Origin of the sequence: Oceanibaculum pacificum (genome assembly GCF_001618175.1) — a bacterium.
Classification (GTDB): domain Bacteria; phylum Pseudomonadota; class Alphaproteobacteria; order Oceanibaculales; family Oceanibaculaceae; genus Oceanibaculum; species Oceanibaculum pacificum.
Window position 1 is genome coordinate 1 of record NZ_LPXN01000124.1, and the last position, 23,360, is coordinate 23,360.

The 23,360-nt window shown below is 67.0% G+C and carries 31 protein-coding genes; 19 read left to right on the plus strand and 12 right to left on the minus strand.

The window, feature by feature from the left end; genetic code table 11:
- Positions 1 to 145 precede the first annotated feature (145 nt).
- From AUP43_RS12675 to AUP43_RS12685, 3 genes are read left to right on the plus strand one after another with little or no spacing between them, the layout of a single operon-like run.
- On the plus strand, positions 146 to 448 hold the full coding sequence (locus AUP43_RS12675) for a YciI family protein (protein WP_067557606.1): 303 nt from the start codon (positions 146 to 148) through the stop codon (positions 446 to 448).
- Between the two features lie 3 nt (positions 449 to 451).
- Positions 452 to 865, plus strand: coding sequence for an EVE domain-containing protein (locus AUP43_RS12680; RefSeq protein WP_067557609.1), 414 nt, complete (start codon positions 452 to 454; stop codon positions 863 to 865).
- Complete coding sequence (locus AUP43_RS12685) at positions 862 to 1,185, plus strand: Rieske (2Fe-2S) protein (RefSeq protein WP_067557612.1); 324 nt, start codon at positions 862 to 864, stop codon at positions 1,183 to 1,185. The genes AUP43_RS12680 and AUP43_RS12685 overlap by 4 nt, the downstream gene beginning before the upstream one ends.
- Here the strand turns inward: AUP43_RS12685 and AUP43_RS12690 are convergent.
- Positions 1,182 to 1,649, minus strand: a complete 468-nt coding sequence (locus tag AUP43_RS12690; protein ID WP_067557615.1) for a YbaK/EbsC family protein — start codon at positions 1,647 to 1,649, stop codon at positions 1,182 to 1,184. The two genes, AUP43_RS12685 and AUP43_RS12690, sit on opposite strands and share 4 nt — an antisense overlap.
- Positions 1,649 to 2,824, minus strand: a complete 1,176-nt coding sequence (locus AUP43_RS12695; protein ID WP_067557618.1) for a DNA recombination protein RmuC — start codon at positions 2,822 to 2,824, stop codon at positions 1,649 to 1,651. The genes AUP43_RS12690 and AUP43_RS12695 overlap by 1 nt, the downstream gene beginning before the upstream one ends.
- A 131-nt stretch (positions 2,825 to 2,955) precedes the next feature.
- Between AUP43_RS12695 and def the strand changes: the two genes are divergently transcribed.
- The 3 genes from def to truA are packed head-to-tail and all read left to right on the plus strand — an operon-like array spanning position 2,956 to position 5,207.
- On the plus strand, positions 2,956 to 3,483 hold the full coding sequence (def, locus tag AUP43_RS12700; RefSeq protein WP_067557621.1) for a peptide deformylase: 528 nt from the start codon (positions 2,956 to 2,958) through the stop codon (positions 3,481 to 3,483).
- Entirely contained in the window at positions 3,483 to 4,406 is a 924-nt protein-coding gene (gene fmt, locus AUP43_RS12705) for a methionyl-tRNA formyltransferase (RefSeq protein ID WP_067557623.1), read from the plus strand. Before def ends, fmt begins: the two co-directional genes overlap by 1 nt.
- A gap of 42 nt (positions 4,407 to 4,448) precedes the next feature.
- Positions 4,449 to 5,207 carry a tRNA pseudouridine(38-40) synthase TruA gene (gene truA / locus AUP43_RS12710; RefSeq protein WP_067557626.1) on the plus strand — a complete coding sequence of 253 codons (759 nt, stop codon included), beginning with the start codon at positions 4,449 to 4,451 and terminating at the stop codon, positions 5,205 to 5,207.
- Here truA and AUP43_RS12715 read toward each other — a convergent pair.
- The 10 genes from AUP43_RS12715 to rpmH form a co-directional block, all read right to left on the minus strand.
- A complete protein-coding gene (locus tag AUP43_RS12715; protein WP_067557629.1) occupies positions 5,204 to 5,776 on the minus strand; it encodes a hypothetical protein in 573 nt (190 codons plus the stop codon). The genes truA and AUP43_RS12715 overlap by 4 nt on opposite strands.
- Before the next feature lies 1 nt (position 5,777).
- On the minus strand, positions 5,778 to 6,974 hold the full coding sequence (gene dapE, locus AUP43_RS12720; protein WP_067557632.1) for a succinyl-diaminopimelate desuccinylase: 1,197 nt from the start codon (positions 6,972 to 6,974) through the stop codon (positions 5,778 to 5,780).
- Between the two features lie 11 nt (positions 6,975 to 6,985).
- Positions 6,986 to 7,843, minus strand: a complete 858-nt coding sequence (gene dapD, locus AUP43_RS12725; protein WP_067557635.1) for a 2,3,4,5-tetrahydropyridine-2,6-dicarboxylate N-succinyltransferase — start codon at positions 7,841 to 7,843, stop codon at positions 6,986 to 6,988.
- A gap of 87 nt (positions 7,844 to 7,930) precedes the next feature.
- Positions 7,931 to 8,632, minus strand: a complete 702-nt coding sequence (locus tag AUP43_RS12730) for a pyrimidine 5'-nucleotidase (RefSeq protein ID WP_067557639.1) — start codon at positions 8,630 to 8,632, stop codon at positions 7,931 to 7,933.
- Positions 8,629 to 9,540, minus strand: a complete 912-nt coding sequence (gene argB, locus AUP43_RS12735; protein WP_067557642.1) for an acetylglutamate kinase — start codon at positions 9,538 to 9,540, stop codon at positions 8,629 to 8,631. The genes AUP43_RS12730 and argB overlap by 4 nt, the downstream gene beginning before the upstream one ends.
- Positions 9,541 to 9,597: 57 nt before the next feature.
- Positions 9,598 to 10,257 (minus strand): ribosome biogenesis GTP-binding protein YihA/YsxC, encoded by a 660-nt coding sequence (gene yihA / locus AUP43_RS12740; RefSeq protein ID WP_198154902.1) that lies wholly within the window; start codon positions 10,255 to 10,257, stop codon positions 9,598 to 9,600.
- Complete coding sequence (yidC, locus tag AUP43_RS12745; protein WP_067557646.1) at positions 10,251 to 12,074, minus strand: membrane protein insertase YidC; 1,824 nt, start codon at positions 12,072 to 12,074, stop codon at positions 10,251 to 10,253. Before yidC ends, yihA begins: the two co-directional genes overlap by 7 nt.
- Positions 12,071 to 12,355: a membrane protein insertion efficiency factor YidD gene (gene yidD / locus AUP43_RS12750; protein ID WP_084462786.1), complete on the minus strand. Its 285-nt coding sequence runs from the start codon at positions 12,353 to 12,355 to the stop codon at positions 12,071 to 12,073. The genes yidC and yidD overlap by 4 nt, the downstream gene beginning before the upstream one ends.
- Positions 12,352 to 12,753: a ribonuclease P protein component gene (gene rnpA, locus AUP43_RS12755; protein ID WP_067557649.1), complete on the minus strand. Its 402-nt coding sequence runs from the start codon at positions 12,751 to 12,753 to the stop codon at positions 12,352 to 12,354. Before rnpA ends, yidD begins: the two co-directional genes overlap by 4 nt.
- Positions 12,754 to 12,798: 45 nt before the next feature.
- Positions 12,799 to 12,933, minus strand: coding sequence for a 50S ribosomal protein L34 (gene rpmH, locus AUP43_RS12760; RefSeq protein ID WP_008943033.1), 135 nt, complete (start codon positions 12,931 to 12,933; stop codon positions 12,799 to 12,801).
- A gap of 151 nt (positions 12,934 to 13,084) precedes the next feature.
- Between rpmH and AUP43_RS12765 the strand changes: the two genes are divergently transcribed.
- The 13 genes from AUP43_RS12765 to AUP43_RS12825 all read left to right on the plus strand — a co-directional run bounded on the left by AUP43_RS12765 (position 13,085) and on the right by AUP43_RS12825 (position 23,319).
- Positions 13,085 to 14,275 carry a 2'-deoxycytidine 5'-triphosphate deaminase gene (locus AUP43_RS12765; RefSeq protein ID WP_232315148.1) on the plus strand — a complete coding sequence of 397 codons (1,191 nt, stop codon included), beginning with the start codon at positions 13,085 to 13,087 and terminating at the stop codon, positions 14,273 to 14,275.
- Between the two features lie 96 nt (positions 14,276 to 14,371).
- Positions 14,372 to 15,145: a TVP38/TMEM64 family protein gene (locus tag AUP43_RS12770; protein ID WP_084462788.1), complete on the plus strand. Its 774-nt coding sequence runs from the start codon at positions 14,372 to 14,374 to the stop codon at positions 15,143 to 15,145.
- On the plus strand, positions 15,142 to 16,563 hold the full coding sequence (locus tag AUP43_RS12775; RefSeq protein WP_067557652.1) for a dihydrolipoyl dehydrogenase family protein: 1,422 nt from the start codon (positions 15,142 to 15,144) through the stop codon (positions 16,561 to 16,563). Before AUP43_RS12770 ends, AUP43_RS12775 begins: the two co-directional genes overlap by 4 nt.
- Before the next feature lie 9 nt (positions 16,564 to 16,572).
- Complete coding sequence (locus AUP43_RS12780) at positions 16,573 to 17,973, plus strand: sensor histidine kinase (protein ID WP_067557655.1); 1,401 nt, start codon at positions 16,573 to 16,575, stop codon at positions 17,971 to 17,973.
- Positions 17,970 to 18,752 (plus strand): methyltransferase domain-containing protein, encoded by a 783-nt coding sequence (locus AUP43_RS12785; RefSeq protein WP_067557658.1) that lies wholly within the window; start codon positions 17,970 to 17,972, stop codon positions 18,750 to 18,752. Before AUP43_RS12780 ends, AUP43_RS12785 begins: the two co-directional genes overlap by 4 nt.
- 89 nt (positions 18,753 to 18,841) lie before the next feature.
- Complete coding sequence (gene hisB, locus AUP43_RS12790; protein ID WP_067557661.1) at positions 18,842 to 19,441, plus strand: imidazoleglycerol-phosphate dehydratase HisB; 600 nt, start codon at positions 18,842 to 18,844, stop codon at positions 19,439 to 19,441.
- Positions 19,442 to 19,450: 9 nt separating this feature from the next.
- A complete protein-coding gene (hisH, locus tag AUP43_RS12795) occupies positions 19,451 to 20,107 on the plus strand; it encodes an imidazole glycerol phosphate synthase subunit HisH (RefSeq protein ID WP_067557664.1) in 657 nt (218 codons plus the stop codon).
- On the plus strand, positions 20,107 to 20,670 hold the full coding sequence (locus AUP43_RS12800) for a GNAT family N-acetyltransferase (protein WP_067557667.1): 564 nt from the start codon (positions 20,107 to 20,109) through the stop codon (positions 20,668 to 20,670). The genes hisH and AUP43_RS12800 overlap by 1 nt, the downstream gene beginning before the upstream one ends.
- Complete coding sequence (gene hisA / locus AUP43_RS12805; protein WP_067557670.1) at positions 20,667 to 21,404, plus strand: 1-(5-phosphoribosyl)-5-[(5-phosphoribosylamino)methylideneamino]imidazole-4-carboxamide isomerase; 738 nt, start codon at positions 20,667 to 20,669, stop codon at positions 21,402 to 21,404. Before AUP43_RS12800 ends, hisA begins: the two co-directional genes overlap by 4 nt.
- Positions 21,405 to 22,181 (plus strand): imidazole glycerol phosphate synthase subunit HisF, encoded by a 777-nt coding sequence (gene hisF / locus AUP43_RS12810; RefSeq protein WP_067557673.1) that lies wholly within the window; start codon positions 21,405 to 21,407, stop codon positions 22,179 to 22,181.
- Positions 22,178 to 22,498, plus strand: coding sequence for a phosphoribosyl-ATP diphosphatase (locus tag AUP43_RS12815; RefSeq protein ID WP_067557676.1), 321 nt, complete (start codon positions 22,178 to 22,180; stop codon positions 22,496 to 22,498). Before hisF ends, AUP43_RS12815 begins: the two co-directional genes overlap by 4 nt.
- A gap of 22 nt (positions 22,499 to 22,520) precedes the next feature.
- Positions 22,521 to 22,889: a histidine triad nucleotide-binding protein gene (locus AUP43_RS12820; protein ID WP_067557680.1), complete on the plus strand. Its 369-nt coding sequence runs from the start codon at positions 22,521 to 22,523 to the stop codon at positions 22,887 to 22,889.
- Positions 22,890 to 22,893: 4 nt separating this feature from the next.
- Positions 22,894 to 23,319 (plus strand): VOC family protein, encoded by a 426-nt coding sequence (locus AUP43_RS12825; RefSeq protein WP_067557682.1) that lies wholly within the window; start codon positions 22,894 to 22,896, stop codon positions 23,317 to 23,319.
- The last annotated feature ends 41 nt before the right edge of the window (positions 23,320 to 23,360 follow it).

The following is a 23,360-nucleotide window of genomic DNA, read 5'->3' on the forward strand; positions in this document are numbered from 1 at the left end:
CCTCATGCTGAGGAGCGCCGCAGACGCGTCTCGAAGCATAAGGCGGCTCGCCCCTCTTGCCTGCCTCTACCCTTCGCCGCCGCTTGCCGCTCTTCGCCCCATCGGCTAGCCTCGCTGCCGAAACCGAAACCCCAGGGGAATTCCAATGCTGTTTTCCATCGTCTGCCGCGACAAGCCGAACAGCGTCGAGCTGCGCATGGCCACCCGTCCGACCCATCTGGAATATCTGAAGGCGCGTACCGACAATATCCTGGTCGGCGGCCCGGTGCTGGGCGGCGGCGCCAATGGCGAGGAGCCGACCGGCAGCCATCTGATCGTCGAGGCCCCCGACCTCGCGGCCGCGAAGAAGTTCGCCGACGATGATCCCTACGCGCTGGCCGGCCTGTTCGAGAGCGTCGATATCCGCCCCTGGCGCAAGGTGTTCTTCAACGCCTCGCTCGCGGAGTAGCCGATGGCCTACTGGCTGATGAAGTCGGAGCCGTTCAAATATTCCTGGGACCGGCTGGTCGAGGATGGCCGCACCCACTGGGACGGCGTGCGCAACCATCAGGCAGCCAACAATCTGAAGGCGATGAAGAACGGCGATCTCGCCTTCTTCTACCATTCCAACGAAGGGGTGGAGATCGTCGGCATCGCCAAGATCGTGAAGGAATATTACCCCGACCCCAGCGACGCCTCCGGCAAGTTCGGCATGGTCGATGTGGCCCCGGTGAAGAAGCTGGCAAAGCCGGTGCCGCTGAAGGACATCAAGGCCGATCCCCGGCTGGAGGATATCGCCCTGGTGCGCCAGTCGCGCCTGTCGGTGCAGCCGGTCGGCGAGGCGCACTGGAATATCCTGCTCGACATGGGCGAGACCAAGCTGTGAGCGCGCTGCTCTGCCGGCTGGAGGAGATCGAGGATGGCGGCTCCAAGGGCCCCATCCCGGTCGAGGGCAAGGATATCTTCCTGGTACGCCAGGGCCACGCGGTCTACGGCTATGTGAATGCCTGCCCGCATATCTACGCCTCGCTGGAATTCATGCCCGACGAGTTCCTGGACGATAGCGGCGAGTACATCGTCTGCGCCACGCACGGCGCGCTGTTCCGCATTGAGGATGGGGAATGCGTCGCCGGCCCCTGCAAGGGCGACATGCTGACGCCGGTGACGCTGACGGTTAAGGATGGCGAGGTACGGCTGGCCGCTTAGGCGATTGCCGCCACCTGGCCGCCGGTAATGGCTTGCAGCTGATCGGGCGTGAGGCGGAACACCGCGTTCGGCGTGCCGGCGGCGGCCCAGATTTCCGCGAGATCGAACAGGTCGCTGTCCAGCACGACGATCGGCGGCTCCAGATGGCCGACCGGCGGCACCCCGCCGATGGCGAAGCCGGTGCGGGCGCGCACGAAATCCGCATCCGCCTTGCCGATGCCCTCGCCGATCAGCGCCGACAGCTTCTTCTCGTCCACCCGATTCGCGCCGCTGGCCACCACCAGCACCGGCCGGCCGGTGGATGCGGCGCGAAAAACCAGCGATTTGGCGATCTGCGCCACGGCGCAGCCGATGGCCGCCGCCGCGTCCGCCGCCGTGCGGGTGGAGGCCGGGAACTCCCGCACCTCCAGCCCCAGCCCGTGCGCCGCCAGCGCCCCTTGAACCCGTTCGGCCGCCGGCTTCATCACTCGCCCGCCAGCCGCTCGGGCGGCGGCACCAGCGCCTGCTCCTCAGCGGGGCCGAGTTGCAGCTCCTCGATCCGCCCGGCGCGCTTGGTCACCTTGTCGGTCGAGATGCGGATCTGCCGGACATCCTCGCTGGCCTGATTGAAATGGGTCTGCAGCTTGCCGACGCGCTCGTCCAGCCGGTCGACATCGGTGGCCAGCAACATCACCTCACGCTGGATAACGCCGGCCTGCTCGCGCATCCGGGCATCCTTGAGGACCGCGCGTACGGTGTTCAGCGTCGCCATCAGCGTGGTGGGGGAGACGATCCACACCTTCTCCCGGTAGGACAGCTCGACAATGTCGCCCAGATTGGCGTGCAGCTCGGCATAGACCGCCTCGGACGGCAGGAACATCAGCGCCGAATCCGCCGTCTCGCCGGGCACGATATAGCGTTCCTTGATGTCGCGCACATGCTTCAACACGGCAGCTCCCAGCGCCTTGCGGGCCAGGGCGCGGGCGGCATCGTCCGGCGCGCTTTGCAGGGTGCGATAGCTCTCCAGCGGGAATTTCGCGTCGATGCCGATGGGGCCGGGCGGATTGGGCAGGATCAGCAGGCAATCGACCCGCCTTCCCTCGCCGATCTGCGCCTGGAAGCTGTAGGCGTTGGGCGGCAGGATCGCCTGCACCAGATTTTCCAGCTGCACCTCGCCGAACGCGCCGCGCGCCTGCTTGTTCGACAGAATGTCCTGCAACCCCACCACCTGGGTCGACAGTTCGGTGATGTTCTTCTGCGCCGCGTCGATGACGGCCAGCCGCTCCTTCAGCTCGGTCAGCGACTGGGTGGATTGCGTCGAACTTTTATCCAGCGTCTCGCCGATCCGCCGGGTCATATCGCCCAGCCGGTCCTCGACCGATTTCGACAATTGCCGCTCCTGCGCCTGTAGCTGCTGCGCCAGGCGCGCCTGCGCCGCCGCCTGGCTCTCGGCGAGCTGGCTCAGCCGGCCGGCAAGCTCGGCCTGGGCGGTCGCCAGCTTTTCGGCCATCAGCGCCGCCTGGGCTTGGGCCAGCGCTTCGGCCTCGCCAGTGCCGCGCCGGTCGCGCAGCGCCAGATAGGCGGCCAGCGCCAATGCCAGCACCGCCGCGCCGCCGGCCAGCAGCAGGATCAGGGTAGGGTCGAGAGAATCGAAGGTCATGCCTACTATATATCGTTATAGGGGCTGCGGCGTCTACCAAGGGCATTGTGTTCAGCCGCAACGCTTGACGCTTCATGCGGCCCTGCTTAGGTAATGCGCTCAACAAAGCCTTAGCCGATGGTTTTCTAATTATGGCCCTACTGCCCCTCGTCGTCGCCCCCGATCCGCGCCTGAAGAAGAAGGCGCTGCCCGTCGAGCGCGTGGACGACACGATCCGCAAGCAGATGGACGACATGCTGGAGACCATGTACGCGGAAAACGGCATGGGGCTGGCCGCACCCCAGGTCGGCATCTCCAACCGCGTCATCGTCATGGACATCGCCCGCAAGGAGGATGATCCGCAGATCTTCAAGATGGCGAATCCGGAGATCGTCTGGGAATCGCCGGAAATCAAATCCTACGAGGAAGGCTGCCTGTCGGTGCCGGAGCATTACGCCGATGTCGAGCGGCCGGCCCGCGTGAAAATCCGCTTCATCGATTACGAGAACGAAATCCGCGAGATCGAGGCCGACGGCGTGCTGGCGGTCTGCGTGCAGCATGAGATCGACCATCTGAACGGCGTGCTGTTCATCGATCATCTTTCGGCGCTGAAGCGCAACATCATCTCCCGCAAACTGGTGAAGGCGAAGAAGGCTGCGGCCGAACCCGCCACAGCCTGATGACGCGCCTGCGCCTCGGCTTCATGGGCACGCCGGACTTCTCGGTGCCGGCGCTGCGGGCGTTGATCGAGGCCGGGCACGACATCGCCGCCGTCTATTCCCAGCCGCCGCGCCCCGCCGGGCGTGGCCAGAAGCTCACCCCCTCCCCGGTGCACGCCCATGCCGAGGCGCAAGGCATTCCGGTGCGCACGCCGAAAAGCCTGCGCAACGAGCAGGCGCAGGCGGATTTCGCGGCCCTGAATGTGGATTGCGCCGTCGTGGTGGCTTATGGGCTGATTCTGCCCAAGCCGATCCTGGACGCCCCCCGCCTGGGCTGCGTCAACATCCACGCCTCGCTGCTGCCGCGCTGGCGCGGCGCGGCGCCGATCCAGCGGGCGATCCAGGCCGGCGATACGGAATCCGGCGTCACCATCATGCAGATGGATGAAGGGCTGGACACCGGCCCGATGCTGCTGCGCGAGACGGTGCCGATCACCGCCGAGACGACCGGCCAGGCCCTGCATGACGCCCTGTCCGCGCTGGGCGGGCGGATGATCGTCCAGGCGCTGGACGGCCTTGCCCAGGGCACGCTGGCCGCCACGCCGCAGCCGGCCGATGGCGCCACCTACGCCGCCAAGCTGAGCCGCGAGGAGGCGACGCTGGACTGGAGCCGCCCGGCGGTCGAGCTGGAACGCCAGATTCGCGCCTTCGACCCCTGGCCCGGCAGCTTCTGCCAGCATGCCGGCGAACGGTTGAAGGTGCTGCGCGCCAAGCTGGCCGAGGGCCGGGGCGCGCCCGGCACGCTGCTGGACGACACTCTCACCGTGGCGTGCGGGCAGGGCGCGCTGCGCCTGACGCGGCTGCAACGGCCGGGCAAGGCGGCGATGGAGGCCGATGCGCTGCTGCGCGGCTATCCGCTGTCGAAGGGCGCCCGGCTCGGCTAGAAGGAAAGCGCCCGTCTTGACGAGAAGAGAAATCGACCGGCCATGCCGCGCTATCGCCTGACCATCGAATATGACGGACGGCCCTATGTCGGCTGGCAACGCCAGTCCAACGGCCCCTCCGTGCAGCAGGCGCTGGAGGAGGCGGCGTTCCGCCTGACCGGCCAGCCGACGGCGCTGACCGCCGCCGGCCGTACCGATGCCGGGGTGCATGCCACCGGCCAGGTCTGTCATCTCGATATCGAGCGCGATTTTGCGCCGGCCAAGCTGCGCGACGCGCTGAACGCGCATCTGCGCGAGCATCTGGTGGCGGTGCTGGAGGCAAGCCGGGTCGAGGCTGATTTCCATGCCCGCTTCTCGGCCACGGGGCGCGCCTATCTTTATCGGATTCTCAACCGCCGGGCCCGGCCGACGCTGGATCTGGGGCGGGTCTGGTGGCATGCCCGGCCGCTTGACGCGGCGGCGATGCAGAATGCCGCGCGGGTCCTGCTTGGCACCCATGATTTCTCCAGCTTCCGCGCCAGCGAGTGCCAAGCGGCCAGCCCGGTGAAGACGCTGGACCGGCTGGACATCGCGCGGCAGGGGGAGGAGGTGCATATGATCGTCGAGGCGCGCTCCTTCCTCCATCACCAGGTGCGCAATTTCGCCGGCACGCTGGCGCTGGTCGGCATCGGCAAATGGAGCGCCGACGATCTGCGCCAGGCCCTGGAAGCCCGCGACCGCCGCGCCGGCGGGCCCACCGCCCCGCCTGACGGGCTGTATCTGACGCGGGTGACCTATCCGACCGAGCGGGGAGGGCCTTAGCCCAGCAGCCGCCCCAGGCTGCGGACCAGCAGGCCGATCACCAGATCGGCCAGCACCACGGCGGAAGCGGCCCCGCCGCCAATATCCAGGCCGACGCGGGCAATGAACCATTGGTAGGCGAGGATGGCGATGAAGGCCACCAGGGTCACCATGGAGGCGATGCCGGGGGGCAGTATCCCGGCGACCGACAGCATGGTGACGAACAGGAACAGGGCGATCTGCCAGACCCCGGCCCAATTATAGGCGACCATATAGTCGTAATAGCGTTCCGACCGGCCCAGCATCTCGGCGATATGAATCATCGCCACCGGGAAAGCGAGCCAGGAAACGGCGTAGAGCAGCCCTTCCGCCAGCAGGCTGCCGAGGCCGAACGGCATGACGCCTTCCGGCCCCGCGGTGAAGAACAGCAGGCCGAAATGCGCCGGGGCGGCGATGGCGGCGGCGAAGAAGCTCTTCCAGAAACCGTCATAGCTGCGGTCGAAATAGGTCAGGCCGTTGCGATCCAGCCGCGCCAGCCGCCACGCGCCGTAGAGCGACGAGGCGATCTCCGGCTGGGTGGGGATCGCCATGCTAGGTGCGGGCGCTGTTGCGGGCGAAGAAGGCGGTCAGCACCGTCTCATAGATTTCGGCCAGCTTGCGGATATCCTCCACCGCCACGCGCTCGTCGACCTTGTGCATGGTCTGGCCGACCAGGCCGAACTCCGCCACCGGGGCCACCGCGCGGATGAAGCGGGCGTCCGAGGTGCCGCCGGTGGTCGACAGCTCCGGCCGGCGACCGGTCACCTTCTCCACCGCATCCTGCAGCAGGTCGGAGAACCAGCCCGGCTCGGTCAGGAAGCTTTCGCCGCTGGTGGAGCAGGCCAGCTCGTAGCGGCCGCCATCGGTCCCCAGCCCCTCGTCAAAGGCCTGCCGCAGCCAGGCTTCCAGCTTGGCCGAGGTCCACAGGTCGTTGAAGCGGATGTTAAACACCGCCTTGGCCTGCGCCGGCACGACATTATTGGCCAGGTTGCCGACATCGATTGTGGTGACCTGCACCGAGGAGGGCTGAAAATAATCGCTGCCCTCGTCGATATAGGTTTTCGACAGCGGTGCCAGCATCCGCACCAGCCGGTGGATCGGATTGTCCGCCAGATGCGGATAGGCGACATGGCCCTGCGCACCATAGACGGTCAGCCGGCCGGTCAGGCTGCCGCGCCGGCCGATCTTCACCATCTCGCCCAGCTTCGTCGGGTTGGTCGGCTCGCCGACCACGCAGGCGTCGATGGTCTCGCCGCGCGCGGCCATCCAGTCCAGCACCTTCTTGGTGCCGTTGATCGCCGGGCCTTCCTCGTCGCCGGTGATCAGCAGCACGATGGAGCCGGGCAGGCTGTCGCGCTTGGCGATGAAGGCCTGCGCCGCAGCCGCGAAGCTGGCGATGGAGGATTTCATGTCGACCGCGCCGCGCCCATACAGCACGCCGTCATGGATTTCGGCGGCGAAAGGGTCGATGCTCCAGGCCGCCGCGTCGCCCACCGGCACAACGTCGGTATGGCCGGCATAGCAGAAGACCGGCCCCTCGGTGCCGATGCGGGCATAGAGATTGTCGACCGGCGGCGTGCCCTCCGCCTCGAAGCGCAGGCGCTGGCAGGTGAAGCCGATGCCCTCCAGCGCCCGCCCCAGCACGTCCAGCGCGCCCTCGTCGGCCGGCGTGACGCTGGGGCAGCGGATCAGCGCCTGGGCGAGGGCGACCGGGTCGAGAGCCCCGGGTGTAGGGTCCTGAAGGGCCATCGGGATCAGCCTTAGTCGCGCAGCAGGTCGTTGATCGAGGTCTTGGAGCGGGTCTGCGCATCCACCCGCTTCACGATGACGGCGCAATAGAGCGACGGGCCGGGCGTGCCGTCCGGCAGCGGCTTGCCCGGCAGATTGCCCGACACCACCACGGAATAGGCCGGCACCCGGCCGATGAAGATTTCGCCGGTGTTGCGGTCGATGATCTTGGTGGATTTGGAGATGAAGGTGCCCATGGACAGGACCGAGCCCTCCTCGACGATGACGCCCTCGACTACTTCCGAGCGCGCGCCGATGAAGCAATTATCCTCGATGATGACCGGATCGGCCTGCAGCGGCTCCAGCACGCCGCCGATGCCGACACCGCCCGACAGATGCACATTCTTGCCGATCTGCGCGCAGGAGCCGACGGTGGCCCAGGTGTCGACCATGGTGCCGCTATCGACATAGGCGCCCAGATTCACGAAGCTGGGCATCAGCACCACGCCCGGCGCCACATAGGCAGAGCGGCGGACCACGCAGTTCGGCACGGCGCGGAAGCCGGCGGCGCGGAACTTCGCCTCGTCCCAGCCGGAGAATTTCGACGGCACCTTGTCGAACCAGGGCGACTCACCGCGCACCGGATCGGTCGGGCCGCCGGGGATCGGCGCCATGTCATACAGGCGGAAGGACAGCAGCACCGCCTTTTTCAGCCATTGATGCACGACCCAGGAGCCGGTCTCTTTCGAGGCGACGCGGAATTTCCCCGAATCCAGCCCGTCCAGCGCCGTCTCCACGGCGTCGCGGATCTCGCCCTTGGTGGTCAGGCCGACATTGGCCCGGTCTTCCCAGGCGGCATCGATGGTGGCTTGCAGGGAGGCGTCGCTCATGGCTGTGGGTTCCGTTTCTTCCAAGGCTTTCGGTCGGGCAGGAGGATGGTACGCGGGGGCGGGGGTGTCAACCGCCGCCGGCGGGGTTTAGCCCTGCAATGCCGCGGCCTCCAGCCATCCGGGCAGATCGTCGGTGACATGGTGGATGTGATCGCCGGCCACGCCATCCCCGACACCCGCCTTCGCCCAGTCCGGACTGCCGGCGACCCACACGGTGGTCATGCCCAGCGCGGCGGCGGGGACCAGATTGCGGGCAATATCCTCGACCATCGCCGAGCGGCGCGGATCGATGCCGTGGCGCTTCACGAACAGATCGTAGGGAACAGGGTCCGGCTTCGGCGTGTAGCCGGCCGCGACGATATCGAAAATCCCCCGGAAGCCGTCCAGCCCCAGCCGCTCCAGCACCTTCTCGGCATGCCGCACGGTGCCGTTGGTGAAGATCAGCTTTTCGCCCGGCAAAGCCTTCAGCGCGCGCGCCAGCTGTGCCGAGGCCGGCACCGGCGCATAGTCGATATCGTGCACATACTCCAGAAACTCGGTCGGCGGCACGCCATGCTCCAACATCAGCCCGCGCAAGGTGTAGCCATATTTTCGAAACAGCGCCTTCTGCAACGGCCGCGCCTCCTCCGGCGGCAGCCCCAGCACCTCGCCGATGAACGCCGTCATCCGCCAGTCGATCTGGCTGAACAGATCGCACGAGGCCGGATAGAGGGTGTTGTCCAGGTCGAACACCCAATGCTCGACCTGGCCGAGTGGCAGGCGCCCGGGAGACGGCCGGTCCGCGCTCATCCCTTGCGGATCAGGGTGCCGGCGCCGTGCTCGGTGAAGATTTCCAGCAGCACGGCATGCTCGCCCCGGCCATCCAGAATGACGGCGGCGTCGACGCCGCCCTCGACGGCCTGCACGCAGGTCTCGACCTTCGGGATCATGCCGCCGGAGATCGTGCCGTCGCGGATCAGCCGGTCGACATCGGCCAGGGTCAGCTCGTCGATCAGCTTCTTGTCCTGGTCCAGCACGCCGGGCACGTCAGTCAGCATCAGCAGGCGGCTGGCGTTCAAAGCGCCGGCAATGGCCCCGGCCGAGGTATCGGCGTTGATGTTGTAGGTCTGACCGTCCGCGCCGACGCCGACAGGGGCGATGACCGGAATGAATTTAGTGTCGGTGAAGACCTTCAGAATATCGGTATTCACCTTTTCCGGCTCGCCCACGAAGCCGAGATCCAGCACCTTCTCGATGTTGGAATCGGTCTTGCGGCGATGCTCCAGCTTACGCGCCTGGATCAGATTGCCGTCCTTGCCGCACAGGCCCACGGCCTGGCCGCCGGCCTCCTGGATGGCGCTGACGATCTGCTTGTTGATCGAGCCGGCCAGGACCATCTCGACGATCTCGACCGTCTGCTTGTCGGTGACGCGCAGCCCGTCGACGAACTCGCTCTGGATCTGCAAGCGCTTCAGCATCTCGCCGATCTGCGGGCCGCCGCCATGCACCACCACCGGGTGGATACCGACCTGCTTCAGCAGCACCATGTCGGCGGCGAACATGCGCGCCAGCCGTTCGTCGCCCATGGCGTGGCCGCCATATTTCACCACCACCGTGCGGCCGGCATAGCGGCGCATATAGGGCAGGGCTTCCGACAGGACCTTGGCGGTGGAGAGCCAGTCGCGCGGGCTGATGGTGGGGGAAGGCTGGTTGGTCATGCGGCGGGATTCCCTCGATAGCGGTCTTCCATTGCGCCCATGGCTAGCAGCGCTTGGTTACCGCTGCAAGGCGAGCGTTGCCAATTCCGCGCGCAGGGCCTCGATGCCGGCGCCTTCGAGGGCGCTGGTGGGGAAAATGACCGGGTAGGCGGCGGTGCGTTTCGACAGCTCGGCCGACAGCGTCTCGATCATCGCCGCCAGCTCCGCCGGCTTGGTCTTGTCGGTCTTGGTCAGCACCACCTGATAGACCACGGCGGCCTTGTCCATCAGCGCCATCAGCTCGCGGTCATTATCCTTCAGCCCATGGCGGGCATCGACCAGCAGGCAGACCCGGCGCAGGGCGACGCGGCCGCGCAGATAATCCTTCACCAGGAAGGTCCAGTTCTTCGACTGGCTCTTCGACACCTTGGCGTAGCCGTGGCCCGGCAGATCGACCAGCAGCAGCCGCTCGCCCAGCTTGAAGAAATTCAGCTGCTGCGTGCGCCCCGGCGTGTTCGAGGTGCGGGCCAGCGTCTTGCGCCCGGTCAGCGCATTCACCAGGCTGGATTTGCCGACATTGGACCGGCCGGCGAAGGCGATCTCCGGCAGGCTGTCGGGCGGCAGGCGGTCGAGCGTCTCGGCCGCCGCCACGAACCCGCATTCCTGGGCGAAGAGCAGGCGTCCGGCTTCCAGCGCCGCCGCCTTTTCGGTCGCCTCCTGCTCTATGTCGGTCAGGATTTCTTCCCCTTGGCCTTGGTCGTTTCGGCCTTCGCAAGCTGCTTGGCGCTGGGCTGCGCCGGCTTGTCGGAGCCGCCACCGACCTTCACGCCCATGCGGCGCATGATGACGTATTGCTGCGCCATCGACAGCGTGTTGTTCCAGGCCCAGTAGATCACCAGGCCGGCCGGGAAGCTGGCCAGCATCACCGTGAACACGATCGGCAGGAACATGAAAATCTTCGCCTGGATCGGGTCGGCCGGCTGCGGGTTCAGCTTCTGCTGCAGATACATGGTGATGCCCATGATGATGGGCCACACGCCGATCATCAGGAAGCTGGGCGGATCCCAGGGGATCAGGCCGAACAGGTTGAACAGGGTCGTCGGGTCCGGAGCCGACAGATCCTTGATCCAGCCATAGAACGGCGCGTGCCGCATCTCGATGGTGACGAACAGCACCTTGTAGAGCGCGAAGAAGACCGGAATCTGCACCAGGATCGGCAGGCAGCCGGCGGCCGGGTTGACCTTCTCCTTCTTGTAGAGGGTCATCATCTCCTGGTTCAGGCGCTGGCGGTCGTCGCCGACCTTCTCGCGCAGCGCCACCATCTTCGGCTGCAGCTCCTTCAGCTTGCTCATCGCCCGGTAGGACTTGTTGGCGAGCGGGAAGAAGACCGCTTTGATGACCACGGTCAGCGCCAGGATGGCGAGGCCGAAATTGCCCAGCAGATGATACAGCCAGTCGATGGCGTAGAAGATCGGCTTGGTCAGGAAGTAGAACCAGCCGAAATCGATCGCCAGGTCGAAATTGGTGATGCCGTGCTGCTCCTCGTAACGGTCGAGCAGCCGCACTTCCTTGGCCCCGACGAACACCCGGCTGGTCTGCTCCAGCGTCGCGCCGGCCGCGACCTCGCGGCCATTATCGAGGAAATCGACCTGGTAGCGGTCGTCATTATTGCGCATGGCGTGCAGGAAGCGGCCCTTCACCGCTGCCTGCTGGTCGGGCACCAGCGCCACCAGCCAGTATTTGTCGGTGATGCCGATCCAGCCACCGGTCGAATTATGCTCGACCGTGGCCCCGTCATCCTTCAAATCGTCGTACTTCACTTCGCGCAGCGTGCCGTCCAGCACGCCCACCGGGCCCTCGTGCAGAATGAAGAAGCCCGCCGTCTTCGGGGTGCCGCCGCGCGACGCCAGGCCGTAATTATGCAGCGAGACCGCTTCGCCGGTCTGGTTCACCACCCGTTGGGTGACGGTGAACATGTAATCCTGGTCCAGCGCGATAACCTGCTCGAAGCGCAGCCCGGCGCCATTGTCCCAACTCAGCGTTACCGGCTGGTCGGGGGTAAGCACCTCGCGATCCGCCTGCCACACCGCATTCGCGCCCGGCACCGTGATGCCGTCGCCCTGCGCCACCCAGCCGAACTCCGTGTAATAGGGCTGCGGCAGGCCGAGCGGGGTCAGCAGGGTGATGTTCGGGCTGCTGTCGTCCGGATTGACGTGATAGCCCTTCAGCGTGATGTCGTCGATGCGCGCGCCGGTCAGCGAGATGCTGCCGGACAGGCGCGGGGAGTCGATGCGCACGCGCGGGCTGTTCTCGACCACCTGCTCACGGGTTTGCGCCTGCTTGACCGCCGTTACCGTGGCCGCCGGCGTGTCGCCGCCCGGCGCCGCCGGAGTCGGGCGCTGCGATTCGAGCTGGCGCGCCTCGTCGGCGATCTGCTGCTGCTGTTCCTGTGTCTGCTGATCGCGCATGCGCGGCTGCTCGAAGAAGAACTGGAAGCCCAGCAGGATGACCAGCGAGACGCCGATCGCGATGATAAGGTTGCGTTGGTCGGTCATCGGGCTGGGTCCGTCTCCGGCAAAGAGGGCGCTTCAGGATGGGAATGGCAGGAATGGCCCTTCGGCGGCACCGGGTCATAGCCCGACCCGCCCCAGGGGTGGCAACGCAGGATGCGGCCGAGGGCAAGCCAGCCGCCACGCCAGGCCCCATGCACGGCCAGCGCTTCCAGCGCATATTCCGAGCAGCTGGGACCATAGCGGCAATTGACGCCGAGCAGGGGCGAAATCAGGTAGCGATAGCCGTAGACCGGCAGGCGCAGCAGCCAGGCGAGCGGGCTCATGCCGCGCCCTCCCCGGCGCGCAGCGCGCCGGTGCGCTTCAATGCCTGGCGCAGATCGTCGAGTAGCAACGCATAGTCGCGCGTCGCCGTGTCGCGACGCGCAATCAATACGTAATCGTGTCCGGGTTTCGCGTTGAGCGGCATAACCTCGTCCACAATCGCCCTGAGACGCCGGCGGGCCCGGTTCCGGACCACGGCGCCGCCGACCTTGCGGCTGGCCGTGAAACCGATGCGGACCAGCGGACCGTCTCCCGGGGTGGGCGCGACCTGCAACAGAACGCCGGGGGCGGCCCATTTACGGCGCAGGCCGGCGACCCGCAGGAAATCGGCCCGGTTCTTCAGGCGGGCGATTTGGCTGCGGCCAGTATCGCGGATATCGCGTTCCTGCCGCTCGGCCATGGCGTTTCTCGATCCGGCGGGCATATCTTCACCCGCCGCGACGGATCAGGCCGACAGGCGCTTGCGGCCGCGCGAGCGGCGATTGGCGATCACCTTGCGGCCGCCGACGGTCGCCATGCGGGCGCGGAAACCGTGCCGGCGGGCACGAACGATCTTGCTGGGCTGAAATGTACGCTTCACGGGTCTTCTCCGTTGGCCAACGTCGAAAAGCTTTTGGAAATTGAGGGCCGGTGTATAAGGGGTACGCCCTGCCGAGTCAATCGCGCCCGCCGCGATAGAGGCGGGGCATGATGTCACGCAGACGACGAACTTGCAGGGATAGGTCCTCTCCATGACCGAAACCGCCATGCCCGCCGCCCCCCAATCGCCCTCCCAATCGCGGCAGCCGATCAAGGGAACCGGCATTCTGCCGGCGCCGATGCTGCGCTATTTGATCGAGGCAGGCGAGATCGTCGCCGACACCCCGATCCCCGAGGGCCAGGTGCAGCCGGCCAGCCTGGATCTGCGGCTGGGCGCGGTCGCCTACAGGGTGCGGGCCAGCTTCCTGCCCGGCCGCCATGCGACGGTGCAACAGAAGATCGACCAGTTCGGCATGCACGCCATCCCGCTGGAGGCGGGTGCCGTGCTGGAGCGCGGCTGCGTCTATATCGTGCCGCTGATGGAGCGCCTGAAGCTGCGTCCCGGCCTGTCCGGCATGGCGAACCCGAAAAGCTCGACCGGGCGGCTCGACATCTTCACCCGCGTCATCACCGATCATGGCGAGGCGTTCGAGGCGATCCCGGCCGGCTATGAAGGCCCGCTCTATGCCGAGATCGCGCCCCGCACCTTCTCCGTCCTGGTGCGCCAGGGCACGCGGTTGAACCAGCTGCGCCTGCGCAAGGGCCAGCCGAATTTAAGCGCGACCGAGCTGCATACGCTGCATCTGGCGCAGCAATTGACCGACCGGCCGCTGGACCGGGAGGAGTTGCTGCGCGGCGTGCCGTTCAGCGTCGATCTGGTCGGCGACGCGGCGGCCCCCGGCTTCGATGGCGGCGTTATCGGCTATCGCGCGCGGCGCAATGCCGGGCTGATCGATATCGACAATATCGCCGGCTACGCGGTCGAGGATTTCTGGGAGCCGCTGCGGGCCGCCCCCAGGGATTCGTCCGGCGGGCTGGTGCTGAACCCGGACGATTTCTACATCCTGGCCTCCAAGGAGAGCGTCTCCGTGCCACCGGATTATGCGGCCGAGATGGTGGCCTACGACACCTCGGTCGGCGAGTTCCGGGTGCACTACGCCGGCTTCTTCGACCCCGGCTTCGGCCATGGCCTGGCCGGCGGCCGGGAAGGCGGCGGCATCGGCTCGCGCGCCGTACTGGAGGTGCGCTCGCACGACGTGCCTTTCCTGATAGAGGATGGCCAGCTTGTCGGCCGCCTGGTCTACGAGAAGCTGGCCGGCGAGCCGGACAAGCTGTACGGCCAGGGCATCGGCTCCTCCTATCAGCGCCAGGGGCTGACGCTGGGCAAGCAGTTCAAGCGCTGAGTTCGATCACGCGCCGCTTCACGGCATGGTGAATGGCTGTGCCGCCGGGCTGTCTTTATATACGGTTGCAGGAATGCAACGGGGAACAGCCGGCCCATGACCCGCGCCACAGCGACCGCACAGGACAGCGCCGATCAGGGTCAGCCGCCGCGATCCGCCGCGCCACTCTCCCTGACGCGCCTGTGGCCGCTGATCTTGCTGGCGGGCGGCGGCATAGCCTTCTTCGCTTTCGGCCTAGACGATTATTTCGGTTTCGAATCGATTCGCGAAAACCGCGAGATATTGCTCGACCTGGTCGACCGTCACGGGATTTTGGCGGTAATTGGCTATGCCGCCGTCTATGCGCTGTTCGTCGCCTTGTCGCTGCCCGCGGCGACGCTGTTGAGTGTGCTGGCGGGCTTCCTGTTCGGCATTTCGCTGGGAACCGCAGCGGTTGTCGGCGGGGCGACCCTGGGGGCGGTCGGCGTGTTCCTGGCGGCGCGCAGCGCCTGCGCCGATTATTTCCACGCCAAGGCCGGCCCGTGGCTGGCCCGCATGGAGCGCGGCTTCGCCGAGAATGCGGTCAGCTACATGCTGATCCTGCGTCTGGTGCCGATCTTTCCCTTCGTCGTGGTGAATGTGGTGCCGGCCCTGCTGGGCATGCGGCTGCGGCTCTACGCGCTGACCACGCTGATTGGCATCATCCCGGGCAGTCTGGTCTATGCCAGCGTCGGCAGCGGGCTGGGCACGGTGTTCGACCGTGGCGGCGAGCCGGATCTAAGCATCGTCTTCTCGCCGGAGATCCTCGGCCCGATCCTGGGCCTCGCGGCCCTCGCCGCCATTCCCATCGTCTATAAGAAGGTCAAGCACCGTCGGCGGGGCGCTACGTGAGCCCGCCGCTGGAGACCGACATCTGCGTCATCGGCGGCGGCTCCGCAGGCCTGTCGGTAGCGGCCGGCGCGGCACAGATGGGCGCGCGGGTGGTGCTGGTCGAACGCGGCCCGATGGGGGGCGACTGCCTGAATTTCGGTTGCGTGCCCTCCAAGGCGCTGCTGAAGGCCGGTCGGATCGCCCGGCTGGCGGAAAAGGCCGGCCCGTTCGGCATCGACGCCAGCGCCAGCGTCGATTTCGCGCGGGTGAAGCAGCATGTGGCCGGCGTGATCGCCGCCATCGCGCCGCACGATTCGGTGGAGCGGTTCGAGGGGCTGGGCGTCACCGTGATCCAGGACAGCGCGCGCTTCACCGGCCGGGATACCCTGCAGGCCGGCGGCCGGACGATCCGCGCCCGGCGCTTCGTCATCGCCACCGGTTCCAGCCCGGCCATCCCGCCGATCCCCGGCTTGGACGGCGCGCCCTATCTGACAAACGAGACCATTTTTTCGCTGCAAGAGCAGCCGAGCCATCTGTTGATCCTGGGCGGCGGCCCGATCGGGCTGGAACTGGCGCAGGCGCACCGCAACCTCGGCTGCCGGGTGACGGTGATCGAGGCCGCCGCCATTGCCGGCAAGGACGATCCGGAACTGGTGGCGCTGCTGCGCCGTCGCCTTGCCTGCGACGGCATCGAAATTCGCGAGCAGACCAAGGCGCTGGCGGTCGAGGCGAGGGAGGACGGCCTGCGGCTGATGGTGGAGAAGGACGGGATGGCCAGCGCCCTCGTCGGCAGCCATCTGCTGATCGCCACCGGACGACGCGCCAATATCGACGGGCTGGGGCTGGAGGCAGCCGGCGTGGCGGTCACGTCCAAGAGCATCGCCGTCGATGCCCGGCTGCGCACCAGCAACAAGCGCATCTTCGCCATCGGCGACGTGGCCGGCCCTTACCGATTCACCCACATGGCCGGTTATCAGGCCGGCATCGTGATCCGCAACGCGCTGTTCCGGCTGCCGGCCAAAGTGAATTACGACGCCGTGCCCTGGGTTACCTTCACCGATCCGGAGCTGGCGCAGGTCGGCCTCGACGCGGCCGAGGCGGAGCGCCGGCATGACGACATCCAGGTGCTGCGCTGGTCCTTCGCCGAGAATGACCGGGCCCAGGCCGAGCGCGCGACCGAGGGGCTGGTCAAGGTGATCGTGCGCCGCAATGGCCGCATCCTGGGCGCTTCGATCTATGGCCCGCAGGCCGGCGAGCTGATCCAGCTCTGGGCGCTGGCGATTTCGCAGCGGCTGAAGATCGGCGCCGTCGCCTCGCTGATCCTACCCTATCCGACGCTCTCGGAAGTGAGCAAACGGGCCGCCGGCAGTTTCTACACCCCGAAATTGTTCGGCGAAAAAACGCGACGGCTGGTGCGCCTCCTGCTGAAGCTGCCATAATCCGGCGTCATGTCGCTCCGCGCCGCCTTCAATCGCAGCCTGTCCGCTCGCCTGCTGGTGCTTACCATCGGCTTCGTCATGCTGGCCGAGGTGCTGATCTATACCCCCTCCATCGCCCGGTTCCGGGAGACTTATTTCGAGGAAAAGCTGGCCTCCGCGCATCTGGCCGCGCTGACCATCGATGCCGCCCCCGATCGTATGGTGACGCCGGAGCTTACCAATGCGCTGCTGAAGCATGTCGGCGCGGTTTCCATCGGCGTTTTCAAGAAGGGCGCGATGACCCATATGCTCGGAGAGGAGATCGTCGGTCCGCACGAGGTCTACGATCTGTCGCAGAGCATGGCCAGCGACATGATCCTGGAGGCTTTCGCGACCCTGTTTCACGGCGCCAACAGGCTGATCGAGGTGGTCGGCCCCTCGCCCAAGGATTCCCGCGTGATGGTTTCCGTGGTGTTCGAGGAGGCGCCGCTGCGCAAGCAGATGCTGGGCTTCTCCAAGCGCATCCTGGGGCTGTCGCTGGTGATCTCCTTCATCACCGCCGCGCTGGTGTTCTTCGCGCTGCGCATGCAGCTGGTGCGGCCGATGCAGCGCATCACCGCCAGCATGACCGAATTCCGCCGCGATCCGGAGGAGACGCCGGTTTTCCCCGCCACCCGGCGGCAGGACGAGATCGGCACCGCGATGCGCGAACTGGCCGCCATGCAGCAGGATTTGAAGGTGGCGCTGAAGCAGAAGACCCGGCTGGCGACGCTGGGCGCCACCGTGTCCAAGGTCAATCACGATTTGCGCAACATGCTGGCGACCGCCACGCTGGTCTATGACGCCCTGGCGCGCAGCGAGGACCCGAACGTCAAGAAGGTGATGCCGACCTTGTTCCGCACCATCGACCGGGCAATCACCATCTGCACCCAGACGCTGAACTTCACCCAGGAACATCCGCCGGTGGACAAGGCGCCGGTGCGCCTGGCCGACATGGTGGCGGAAATCGCCGAAGAGATCGGCACCGGCTTCTTCCCGGCCGAAACCCTGCCCGAGCTAGCGGCCGAAATCGACCCAGACCTTATGGTGCCGCTGGACCCCAACCAGTTCCACCGGGTGCTGATCAACCTGGCGCGCAACGCCGCCGAGGCGGGGGCGAAGCGGGTGACGATCTCGGCTTCCGCCGGTCCGGCGGGCGTCGAAATTCTGGTCGAGGATGACGGGCCCGGCATTCCGACCGGCATCCAGGCGACACTGTTCATGCCGTTCAGCGGCTCCACCAAGGCCGCCGGCACCGGCCTCGGGCTCGCCATCGTGAAGGATCTGGTGCAGGCCCATGGCGGGACGGTAGAATTGGCACGCACCGGGCCGGGGGGAAGCCGCTTCCGCATCCTCCTGCCCGCCACCCTCCAGGCTTCATCCGGGACATGACGATGACGACCGATCGCTGGAACGCCGATCAGTATCTGAAATTCTCCGGCCCGCGCTTCCGGCCCGGTCTCGATCTGCTGGGCCATGTGCCGGTGGAAGCGCCGGGCCGCATCGTCGATATCGGCTGCGGCACCGGCGATCTGACCCTGGCGATCCAGGCGCGCTGGCCGGAAGCCCGGATCACCGGCATGGATATGTCGGCCGACATGCTGGCCAAGGCGCGCAAGCACGGCGCGGCCATCGACTGGGTGCAGGCCGACCTGACCCGCTGGCAGCCGGCCGAGCCGGTCGATCTGGTCTATTCCAACGCCGTGCTGCAATGGCTGCCCGACCATCCCGCCATCTTCGCGCATCTGACCGGCATGCTGGCCGGCGGCGGGGCGCTGGCGGTGCAGATGCCGCGCAATTTCGACGCCCCCTCGCATGTGCTGATGCGCGAAACCGCCGCGGAGCCGCGCTGGCGAGAGCGCCTTGCCGGGGTGCTGCGCGAGGACCCGGTGGCCGGCCCCGACGCCTATTACGCCCTGCTGAGCGATCTGGGCTTCTCCCACATCGACATCTGGGAAACCGAGTATCAGCATGTGCTGACCGGCGACGACCCGGTGCTGGAATGGGTGAAGGGCACCGCGCTCACCCCCGTCTTCGCCGTGCTGGACGGCGAGGACCGCGCCGCCTTCATCGCCGATTACGCCGCCAAGCTGCGCCGCACCTACGTTCGGCGGCCCGACGGCGTGACCCTGTTTCCATTTCGCCGGATTTTCCTGGTCGCGCGGCGGTGAGACGCCCTTCTTGACCTCCCAGGCTTGGCCTGCGCCCTGGCACCTGCTACATAAGCCGCATTCTATCAATCCAGCCGAGGAGAGTGCGGATGCGCGTGGGCAACGTCGTGCGCAGCACCAAGGAGACCGAGATTTCCGTCGAGCTTAATCTTGACGGCACCGGGACGTATGACGTCAGCACCGGGATCGGCTTTCTCGACCATATGCTGGAGCAGCTGTCGCGCCATTCGCTGATCGATCTGAAGGTCCGCGCCAAGGGCGATCTGCATATCGATTTCCACCACACGACAGAAGATAGCGGCATCGCCATCGGCGAGGCCTTCTCCCAGGCGCTGGGCGAGCGCAAGGGCATTACGCGCTATGGCTCCGCGCTGATCCCGATGGATGAGACGCTGACCCGCGTGGCGCTAGATTGCTCGAACCGGCCCTACCTGATCTGGAAGGTGAATTTCACCAAGCCGAAGCTGGGCGAGATGGACACCGAGCTGTTCAAGGAATGGTTCCAGGCCTTCGCCCAGGCGGCCGGCGTGACCCTGCACGTCGAGAATCTGTACGGCGAGAACAACCACCATATCGTCGAGAGCTGCTACAAGGCGCTGGCCCGCAGCCTGCGCCAGGCGATCGAGATCGACCCGCGCAAGGCCGACGCCGTGCCCTCGACCAAGGGCGTGCTCGGCGGCTCCCTCTAGGAGGTCCAGATGGCTGTTTCGACCGGGGCCGTCATCATCGATTACGGCTCGGGCAATCTCCGTTCGGCCGCCAAGGCGTTCGAGCGGGCGGCCCGGGATAATGGCATCGACGCTGCCGTCACCGTCACCGCCGACGCGGCGGCGCTGGCGACGGCCAGCCATATCGTGCTGCCCGGCGTTGGCGCCTTCGCCGATTGCAAGCGCGGCCTGGCCGCCGTGCCGGGCATGATCGAGGCGCTGGAGGAGCAGGTGATCCGGCGCGGCAAGCCGTTCCTGGGCATCTGCGTCGGCATGCAGCTGATGGCCAGCCGCGGCCTGGAGTTCGAGACCAGCCAGGGGCTGGGCTGGATTCCGGGTGACGTGGTGATCCTGAAGCCGTCGGACCCGGCGCTGAAAGTGCCACATATGGGCTGGAACGACCTGGCCCTTCGCGCGACCGATCATCCGGCGCTGGCCGGGCTCTCGACCGGCGACCATGCCTATTTCGTGCATTCCTACCAATTGGCGGCGGCCGACCCCGGCCATGTGCTGGCGACGGTGGAGTATGGCGGCACGGTTACCGCCCTGGTCGGACGCGACAATATGGTCGGCACCCAGTTCCACCCGGAGAAGAGCCAGGAGGCCGGGCTGCGGCTGATCGCCAACTTCCTGCGCTGGCGTCCCTGATGCTGACGGGAATCAAGGTCTCGGCGGAGCGGCTGGAGGCATTTTCCGGCACCGACCTGGAGGATCTCTGCGACGCCACCGAAGGCGCCATCCTGGAGGGCGGCGGCTTCGGCTGGCTGACGCCGCCGCCGCGCCATGTGCTGGAATCCTATTGGCGCGGCGTGTTGCTGGTACCGGAACGGCATCTGTTCACCGGCCGGCTCGACGGCACCATCGCGGCGGCGGCGCAGATATTGCGCCCGGCGCGCAACAATGAGGCGCAGGCCTTCGCGCTGCAGCTCACCGGTCATTTCGTCGCCCCCTGGGCGCGCGGCCACGGCCTGGCCCGCGCCATCCTGGTGACGGCGGAGCAGGCGGCGCGCGGCTGGGGCTTCCGTATCATCAACCTCGATGTGCGCGAAACCCAAGCGGCGGCCATCAAATTGTACGAATCGCTGGGCTATGTGCGCTGGGGCACGCATCCTTGCTATGCCCGGGTGGATGGCCGCATCGTCGCCGGCCATTCCTACTTCAAGGATCTGAGCGAAACCGCCGCGCCGAAGCAGGAGATCGAACTGTCATGATCCTCTACCCCGCCATCGACCTGAAGGGCGGCCAGTGCGTGCGCCTGCTGCGCGGCGAGATGGACAAGGCCACCGTGTTCGGCGACAACCCCGGCGCGCAAGCCGCCAAGTTCCAGGCCGCCGGCTGCGAATGGCTGCATGTGGTCGATCTGGACGGCGCCTTCGCCGGCAAGGCGGTGAACGAGGCGGCGGTGAAATCGATCCTCGCCAATGTCCGCGTGCCGGTGCAGTTGGGCGGCGGCATCCGCGACCATGCCGGCATCGAGCGCTGGCTGGAGGCAGGCATTTCCCGCGTGATCCTGGGCACGGCGGCGCTGCGCAACCCGCAGCTCGTGATCGAGGCCTGCAAGGCGCATCCGGGCCGGGTCGCGGTGGGCATCGACGCGCGCGGCGGCATGGTGGCGGTGGAAGGCTGGGCCGAGACCTCCGACGTGTCGGCGCTCGACCTCGCGCGCCGCTTCGAGGATGCCGGCGTGGCCGCCATCATCTATACCGACATCGACCGCGACGGCGCGCTGGAGGGCGTCAATGTCCGGGCGACCGCCGATCTGGCGCGCGCCATCGCGATCCCGGTCATCGCCTCTGGCGGTGTCGCCTCGCTGGACGATCTGCGGGCGCTGATGGCGGAAGCGGAGTCCGGCATCCAGGGCGTGATCAGCGGCCGGGCGCTGTATGACGGCCGCATCGATCTGGCGCGGGCCGTCGCCGTGCTGGCCGGACAGGAAGCCGCCTAAATGCTGAAGACCCGCATCATCCCCTGCCTGGACGTGAAGGACGGGCGCGTCGTGAAGGGCGTCAATTTCATCGGGCTGCGCGATGCCGGTGATCCGGTCGAGCAGGCCAAGCTGTATGACCGCGAGGGCGCGGACGAGCTGTGCTTTCTCGACATCACTGCGTCTTCCGACAATCGCGGCATCATCCTCGACGTGGTGGCGCGCACGGCCGAGCAATGCTTCATGCCGCTGACCGTCGGCGGCGGGGTGCGCACGCTGGACGATATCCGCCGGCTGCTGCTGGCCGGGGCCGATAAAGCGTCGATCAACACGGCGGCGGTGACCAACCCGGATTTCGTGCGCCAGGCGGCGGAGAAGTTCGGCAGCCAGTGCATCACCGTCGCCCTGGACGCCAAGCAGACCGGCCCCGATGCCTTCGAGATTTTCACCCATGGCGGGCGCAACGCCACCGGCATCGACGCCGTCGCCTGGGCGCGGCGCATGGCGGAATACGGGGCCGGTGAAATCCTGCTGACCTCGATGGATCGCGACGGCACCAAGCAGGGCTTTAATTTGCCGCTGACCCGCGCGATCGCCGATGCGGTGCCGATCCCGGTCATCGCCTCGGGCGGCGTCGGCAATTTACAGCACTTGGTCGACGGCGTGACCGAAGGCCATGCCTCGGCGGTGCTGGCGGCCTCGATCTTCCATTTCGGCGAATACAGCATCGCCCAGGCCAAGACCGCCCTGGCCGCCGCCGGCATCGCCGTGCGCCCGATCACAGAGGTCGCCGCATGAAGCCCCATACGCTGGACGCGCTGTTCGCGACGCTGGAAGCCCGCAAGGGCGCCGATCCGTCGGAAAGCTATACCGCCAAGCTGCTGGCCGACCGCAACAAGATCGCCAAGAAGCTGGGCGAGGAAGGCGTGGAAGCCGCCATCGAGATCGTGCGCGGCGACGCCGACAAGCTGGTCTCGGAAAGCGCCGACGTGCTGTATCACCTGCTGGTCGCCTGGGTGGCGCTGGGGGTGAAGCCGGACCAGGTCTGGCAAGCGCTGGAGGGGCGCACCGGCCGCTCCGGCATCGAGGAGAAGAAGTCCCGCAAGGGCGAGTGACCGACAGGAAGGGGAAACGCTGATGGCTTACGATCCCAACAACATCTTCGCCCGCATCCTGCGCGGCGAAATCCCGTCGAAGAAGATTTACGAGGACGAGCACACGCTTGCCTTCCACGACATCAACCCGCTGGCCCCGGTGCATGCGCTGGTGATTCCGAAGGGTGAGTATGTCTCCTTCGCCGATTTCTCCGCCAAGGCGTCGGATGCCGAGATCGCCGCCCTGGTGCGCGCCGTCGGCAAGGTGGCGAAGGATCTGGGCTGCGAGCAGGACGGCTACCGCATCCTGTCCAATATCGGCCAGAACGGGCACCAGGAAGTGCCGCATCTGCACATCCACATCTTCGGCGGCGCGTCGCTGGGCCGGATGCTGAACAAGGTCACGGCATAGGGCGGTGGAACAGCGGGTCAGCCTGATCACGCTGGGCGTCGCCGACGTCGGGCGCAGCCGCGCCTTTTACGAGGCGCTGGGCTGGACCGCCTCGCCCTTGGGCGATGGCGACGTCGCCTTCTTCCAGTGCGGCGGCATGATCCTGTCGCTCTTCGCCCGCGCCGAGCTGGCCAAGGATTCTGGCTTGCCGCCGGAGGGGGACGGTTTCCGCGCTTTGGCGCTGGCCTACAATACCCGCAGCCGCGCCGAGGTCGATACCGTGCTGGCCCAGATGCTCACCGCCGGCGCGACGCTGGTGAAATCGGCCCAGGAGGCTTTCTGGGGCGGCTATGCCGCCTACGCCGCCGACCCGGACGGCCACCTCTGGGAAATCGCCTGGAACCCCAGCTTCGCCATCGCCAAGGATGGCAGCGTGCGGCTGCCGGAGTAGAAGCGGCGGTCTATACCGCCGCCTGCTGGATATCGGTCGCG

Excerpts from the sequence above, each read along its gene's own strand:
- AUP43_RS12675 (WP_067557606.1), top strand. The coding sequence starts at position 146 with ATGCTGTTTTCCATCGTCTGCCGCGACAAGCCGAACAGCGTCGAGCTG.
- AUP43_RS12680 (WP_067557609.1), top strand. The coding sequence starts at position 452 with ATGGCCTACTGGCTGATGAAGTCGGAGCCGTTCAAATATTCCTGGGAC.
- AUP43_RS12690 (WP_067557615.1), bottom strand. The coding sequence starts at position 1,649 with ATGAAGCCGGCGGCCGAACGGGTTCAAGGGGCGCTGGCGGCGCACGGG.
- AUP43_RS12695 (WP_067557618.1), bottom strand. The coding sequence starts at position 2,824 with ATGACCTTCGATTCTCTCGACCCTACCCTGATCCTGCTGCTGGCCGGC.
- def (WP_067557621.1), top strand. The coding sequence starts at position 2,956 with ATGGCCCTACTGCCCCTCGTCGTCGCCCCCGATCCGCGCCTGAAGAAG.
- fmt (WP_067557623.1), top strand. The coding sequence starts at position 3,483 with ATGACGCGCCTGCGCCTCGGCTTCATGGGCACGCCGGACTTCTCGGTG.
- truA (WP_067557626.1), top strand. The coding sequence starts at position 4,449 with ATGCCGCGCTATCGCCTGACCATCGAATATGACGGACGGCCCTATGTC.
- AUP43_RS12715 (WP_067557629.1), bottom strand. The coding sequence starts at position 5,776 with ATGGCGATCCCCACCCAGCCGGAGATCGCCTCGTCGCTCTACGGCGCG.
- dapE (WP_067557632.1), bottom strand. The coding sequence starts at position 6,974 with ATGGCCCTTCAGGACCCTACACCCGGGGCTCTCGACCCGGTCGCCCTC.
- dapD (WP_067557635.1), bottom strand. The coding sequence starts at position 7,843 with ATGAGCGACGCCTCCCTGCAAGCCACCATCGATGCCGCCTGGGAAGAC.
- AUP43_RS12730 (WP_067557639.1), bottom strand. The coding sequence starts at position 8,632 with ATGAGCGCGGACCGGCCGTCTCCCGGGCGCCTGCCACTCGGCCAGGTC.
- argB (WP_067557642.1), bottom strand. The coding sequence starts at position 9,540 with ATGACCAACCAGCCTTCCCCCACCATCAGCCCGCGCGACTGGCTCTCC.
- yidC (WP_067557646.1), bottom strand. The coding sequence starts at position 12,074 with ATGACCGACCAACGCAACCTTATCATCGCGATCGGCGTCTCGCTGGTC.
- yidD (WP_084462786.1), bottom strand. The coding sequence starts at position 12,355 with ATGAGCCCGCTCGCCTGGCTGCTGCGCCTGCCGGTCTACGGCTATCGC.
- rnpA (WP_067557649.1), bottom strand. The coding sequence starts at position 12,753 with ATGGCCGAGCGGCAGGAACGCGATATCCGCGATACTGGCCGCAGCCAA.
- AUP43_RS12765 (WP_232315148.1), top strand. The coding sequence starts at position 13,085 with ATGACCGAAACCGCCATGCCCGCCGCCCCCCAATCGCCCTCCCAATCG.
- AUP43_RS12770 (WP_084462788.1), top strand. The coding sequence starts at position 14,372 with ATGACCCGCGCCACAGCGACCGCACAGGACAGCGCCGATCAGGGTCAG.
- AUP43_RS12780 (WP_067557655.1), top strand. The coding sequence starts at position 16,573 with ATGTCGCTCCGCGCCGCCTTCAATCGCAGCCTGTCCGCTCGCCTGCTG.
- AUP43_RS12785 (WP_067557658.1), top strand. The coding sequence starts at position 17,970 with ATGACGATGACGACCGATCGCTGGAACGCCGATCAGTATCTGAAATTC.
- hisB (WP_067557661.1), top strand. The coding sequence starts at position 18,842 with ATGCGCGTGGGCAACGTCGTGCGCAGCACCAAGGAGACCGAGATTTCC.
- hisH (WP_067557664.1), top strand. The coding sequence starts at position 19,451 with ATGGCTGTTTCGACCGGGGCCGTCATCATCGATTACGGCTCGGGCAAT.
- AUP43_RS12800 (WP_067557667.1), top strand. The coding sequence starts at position 20,107 with ATGCTGACGGGAATCAAGGTCTCGGCGGAGCGGCTGGAGGCATTTTCC.
- hisA (WP_067557670.1), top strand. The coding sequence starts at position 20,667 with ATGATCCTCTACCCCGCCATCGACCTGAAGGGCGGCCAGTGCGTGCGC.
- hisF (WP_067557673.1), top strand. The coding sequence starts at position 21,405 with ATGCTGAAGACCCGCATCATCCCCTGCCTGGACGTGAAGGACGGGCGC.
- AUP43_RS12815 (WP_067557676.1), top strand. The coding sequence starts at position 22,178 with ATGAAGCCCCATACGCTGGACGCGCTGTTCGCGACGCTGGAAGCCCGC.
- AUP43_RS12820 (WP_067557680.1), top strand. The coding sequence starts at position 22,521 with ATGGCTTACGATCCCAACAACATCTTCGCCCGCATCCTGCGCGGCGAA.